Genomic DNA, 4,644 nt, shown 5'->3' on the forward strand with positions numbered 1-4,644 from the left:
CATCAAAATCTCAAAAATCATTTTCGGGTTCCCTCTCGTATTTTTGCCCGTATCATACCGTAATTCAGCAACGCCAATGAAGCAAGATGGATGATGACTAACGACTAACGACTAATGATTGCTGTCGGAGCGGAATCTCGATCGCAAACTCAGTACCTTTCCCCAATTCCGAATTGCATTCTAAAACGCCGCCGTGTTTCTCTACCACAATTTGGTAACTAATTGACAGTCCCAATCCAGTACCTTTTCCCACCGGCTTAGTCGTGAAAAAAGGGTCAAATATGCGTTGTCTCATTGATTCCGAAATTCCCGACCCGCTGTCAGCAATCCGAATCACCGCGCTAGGAACAGTGCCATTAAGTTGACCGACAGCAGTAGAGATTTTAATTTGAGGAATCACAGATGGGCGATCGACCAACTTGGCAGATTCCAAAGCATCGATCGCATTCCCGATTACATTCATAAACACCTGATTCAACTGTCCAACATAACACTCAACCAGAGGCAAATTACCGTATTCTTTAACTAGCACAATACTTGCATTATCCGAATTAGATTTCAGCCTGTGCTGCAAAATTAACAGCGTGCTATCGAGACCTTCGTGAATATCAACCGCCTTCATTTGACTTTCGTCAAGACGAGAGAAATTCCTCAAAGACAAAACTATTTGACGGATGCGATCGGCTCCCACCTTCATAGACAATAGCAACTTAGGCAAATCTGCTCGCAGAAATTCCAAGTCAATAGCTTCTGTCAATTCGCCAATTTCAGGACTAGAATCGGGATATTGCTGCTGGTAAAGTTCCAACAAACTCAGCAAGCTATCAGTATATTCAGTAGCGTGATTGAGATTCCCATAAATAAAATTAACGGGATTGTTTATTTCGTGAGCAATACCAGCCACCAGTTGCCCCAAACCAGACATTTTTTCAGTCTGAATCAATTGAGCTTGAGTTTGCTGCAAATCCTTTAAGTTTTGAGAAATTTGTTCTGCTTGGCGTCTGGTTTGAGCCAGCAAATCTGCTTGTTGGATAGCTACGCCTAACTGATTAGCAATCTGAGCTAAAAAGTTAACTTCTGAACTTTCCCAACTGCGGGTTCCAGAATGTTGATATGCTGTCAGCAAACCCCAAAGTTCTTGTCCTACAAAAATCGGCGCTATCGCATAAGCCTTCACCTGAAATTGCTCTAAAATACCGACAACACACTCCGAGTGACCAGCTTGATATATATCGTCAACGGCTAGAGTTTCATTATTGAGATACCTGCCGCCTCGGTTTTCCTGCAAATAAGTATCTTGCCAAACCGTATTGATACCTTCCCCTACCATTTTTACCCAGCCATCTTTCACAAACTCGGCAATATATTCGCCGCCCCAATCAGGGTTAAAGCGATAGACAGCAATTCTATCGACTTGCATAAACTGACAAACTTCTTGGGTTGCAGTCTTAAAAATCGCGTTGATATCGAGAGATTCTCGAATCTTGGCTACCACTTCAAACAGTATCCGCTGTTGCTCTGCTACCAACTGCATATTAATCGTTTGCTGCCGCGTTTGAGCGAGCAAATCTGCTTGTTCTAATGCTACGCTCAACTGAGATCCGACTTGCGTAGCAAACTGGATTTCCGAAGCGTTCCAATTGCGCGCACCGTCGCACTGGTGTACGCACAGCAAGCCCCAAAGTTCGCTGCCATTCATCAGCGGCATAATCACCTGAGCTCTAATCTGAAATTCAGCTAAAATAGCAGCGTGGCAGTCTGAGAGTTCCCCGCTGTAGGTGTCTGCCACCACTTGAATGTGTCCCTGACTGTATTTGTTCGCATAGTTTTGACCAAAACACCGATCGCGAATTTTCACATCCATTGCCGAACGAAAACCTGGCAAAACATCTTCAGTAATAAATTCGCCTTCATTAAACTTGGAACCTGGCTCAAAGCGATAAACAACAACTCTGTCTGCCTTTAAAATCCGGCGCATTTCTGTAGTTGTCGTGCGAAAAATTGTATCTAAATCAAGAGATTGTCGAATTTTAGCAACTACCTCAAATAGTATCCGCTGCCGATCTGCTGCCCGCTGCAGCTCAACTGCTTGTTGTTTGGTTTGAGCGAGCAAATCTGCTTGTTCTAGGGCGATGCTGAGCTGAGCTGAAATTTGGGTAGCAAACTTGATTTCGGAAGATTCCCAATTGCGGGGAGCAGAACACTGGTGCACGCACAGCAACCCCCAAAGGTCTTTGCCTTTCATCACCGGTGCAACCAAACTAGCTTTGACCTGAAATTGCTCCAATAGTTGCTCGTAGCAATCTTGCAGTCCGGCCTGTCTAATGTCGGACATTGTGTGAACTCGTCCGTGAGAGTAGAGATTGGCGTACTTTTCTCCAAAGCAGCGATCGTGCACTTTGACTGCCATTGCTGACACAAAATTTGGCAAAACATCTTCGGCAACAAATTCGCCTTCGTTAAATTCCGAGGCGGGAGCGAAGCGGTAAATCCCAACTCGATCTGCATTTAAAGCCTGCCGCACTTCCTGGGACATCGTGCTAAAAATCTTGTTCAAGTCGAGGGATTGTCGCATTTTTACCACGACTTCAAACAGCACTCGCTGCTGTTTCGTTAACTGCTGTAGTTGAGCAGTCCGAGCTTGAACTTTATTTTCTAAATTCGTGTTAAGTGCGTCTATTTTTTGGTGCAGTTGCCAGTGGTTAATTGCACTAGCAAAGTGGCTGCCAAAATTTTGAATTAATTCAATTTCTTCAGTCTTCCATTCGCGAATTTGGGCAGTTTTTGACTCTTTCCACGCTTCAAAAGATATCCGAGATTGGGCGAGCCGACCGTCGCCATCAAACTGTCTTGCCCAGAGAGTTTCGGTGTCAAATTCTTCTCTAAAAATGCTCAAGTAACCGAATATTTGCTGGCGGCTTCTGAGCGGTACGATTAAAATGCTGCGAATTTTGGTCGATCGAAATGCAGGTTGCAAGCTTCTCAAACTGCTAATTTGGTACAAGTCGGGAATTGCCCAAAACTGTTGCTCGCCGGATTTAAAATATTCGTGCCAGACGCTGTATTGCTCCACCTGCTGGTATTTTGCTGAATTTTGCATCTTCGGCCCTGAGCCGCAAGTGTAGACTTGAAGTGTTCGAGTGGAATTGTCTGAGTAGAACACTGAACTCGTGACCTTGCTGCTGTCGAAAATGAAGGGTGCGGAGAAAATGCACAGCCTGCCGCCGGCTGCGTCTAGTGCAGCTACAGATTCTGCTAAAGCTGCTTGCAGTTCGATCGCCGGCTGCGAGTGAAGGGCTGCGGCGACGCGGTTGACGGCAGTTTCCCGCTGGGCTTTCGCCTGGGCTCGGGCGAGGAGGGTGGATTGGGCTATGGCGACGCCGAGCTGATCTGCCACCATCTGAACGCCTTGCAGTTCGTGTTCTTGCACGCTTCGGGACTCGGAGTGGTGAGATACCAACAACCCCCAGAATTCTGCGCCGTGAAAAATTGGTACTACCAAGGAAGCCTTGACGCCGAGTGCGCTCAAGTATTCAGCGTGGCAGGGGTCGATCGGGCGAAAGCGCACTTCGTCGGGCAGCAGTTGGCCCGAAACCGCATCGCGGCGGGGACTTTGCCCTAGCAGCCCGGAATCTATATCGACGATCGATCGCACCTGTACTTTCGCGAACAGTTCCCGGGCTTGAGGGGGAATATCGTCTGCTGGAAAATGCAGTCCCAATAGGGATGGCAAGCGGTTGCCGTTAATTGATTCGGCAATCACTTCACCGCTGCCGTCGCTATGAAACTTGTAGATTTTTACTCTGTCTGTTCCCAAGAACGATTGAACTTCCGCAGCTGTGGCGCTCAGAATTTCTGGCAGTTCTAGAGAGCGGCGAATCCGGTTGGCGATGCGATCGAGCAAATTTGCTCGATCGTAACTCACCTTGACATTTTGGATTTTTAATGAGTCCATTATTAATCTTTTGGTTTCCCAGCAATAACAGTAAGCGGCTGAGGAGTTTTGTGCGTGTTACAAAATTCGGCAAGCACAGCCATTTAATAACATATGAATATCCTGAGGGCGATGGTCGATTAGTTTTGCACCGCTAGCGAGCTGCCTTCAAACTGCCACTTCTTATGGCAACTTTCAATTCTGTGGGATTAAAACTTTTGTCCTTTAAATATAAACTTTGTAGAGCCTGCGTTGCAACCTCTGTACCCGAACTAATTAAAATTGTCAAGTTTCAATACTTACAGAGTCATTAACCGCCACCGATGAATGTCGTGCCGAAATATCTCATGCAAATCCTGTTTAAATACCCCCTCCATCTGGCTTGTCTGCGGATGCGGACGAAAGTTTGTGGAGTAGCGGTTTCAACCGCCGAATCATAAAAGGGGTAGCTTTCCCCGGATTTGGTATCAGTCTTGGAGGCAAAAGCTCTCTCAGAAAGCAGGTTACTATTAGGGCTTGAATTATCTGAAAGAAACAGCATTGAATTCAAAAGGTTGACTCAGAAACCGGGTTTCTGCGTCTAGGATCATTGGTGACAAGTTAAGACTTAATTACATTTGTCAATCAGTAATTTTACTCAAAAAAACTGCTTTTTTAGGAGTGGAAAATTCACGATTTAAGAGGGAGTAGGTATAAATATCACCCTCGGC

General features: G+C 45.9%; 1 protein-coding gene. It reads right to left on the reverse strand.

Going from position 1 to position 4,644, the window contains the following annotated elements:
• Positions 1 to 97: 97 nt before the first annotated feature.
• On the reverse strand, positions 98 to 3,955 hold the full coding sequence (locus QUA99_RS32255; protein WP_333245363.1) for a GAF domain-containing protein: 3,858 nt from the start codon (positions 3,953 to 3,955) through the stop codon (positions 98 to 100).
• Positions 3,956 to 4,644: the final 689 nt, after the last annotated feature.

The organism is Microcoleus sp. F10-B2 (assembly GCF_036704965.1).
Taxonomy (GTDB): domain Bacteria; phylum Cyanobacteriota; class Cyanobacteriia; order Cyanobacteriales; family Microcoleaceae; genus Microcoleus.

Coding starts and splice junctions, on each gene's coding strand:
- QUA99_RS32255 (WP_333245363.1), bottom strand. CDS start 3,955: ATGGACTCATTAAAAATCCAAAATGTCAAGGTGAGTTACGATCGAGCA.